Raw genomic sequence first — 278 nt, forward strand, 5'->3', positions numbered from 1 at the left:
TCATACAGCACTAATTCACGGTCAACCAGCGTTGGCACTGAGTTATAAGGATTCAGTTCGAGTAGATCTTCAGGCAAGTCATTAGGGTCTACCTGCAGCACATCCACTGTTACCCCTTTTTCAGCCAGTACAATACGAACCTGATGGCTGTACAAATCATCAGCCCCGGAAAACAGGGTCATAATAGAGCGTTTATTGGCAGCCAGAGCCATTGATCCCCTCCAGATTTCATAAAATAAACGCAAACTGCTAGGTGAAATACCTCAGTTCGCGTTCTT

The 278-nt window shown here is 45.3% G+C and carries 1 protein-coding gene; it reads right to left on the reverse strand.

The window, feature by feature from the left end:
• Positions 1–212, reverse strand: a 212-nt coding sequence (locus PZC42_RS21090; RefSeq protein WP_277214074.1) for a glutathione S-transferase N-terminal domain-containing protein, incomplete at its 3' end; no start/stop codon positions are given.
• Positions 213–278 lie beyond the last annotated feature (66 nt).

Source organism: Isoptericola croceus, from assembly GCF_029382255.1.
GTDB lineage: Bacteria > Actinomycetota > Actinomycetes > Actinomycetales > Cellulomonadaceae > Isoptericola > Isoptericola croceus.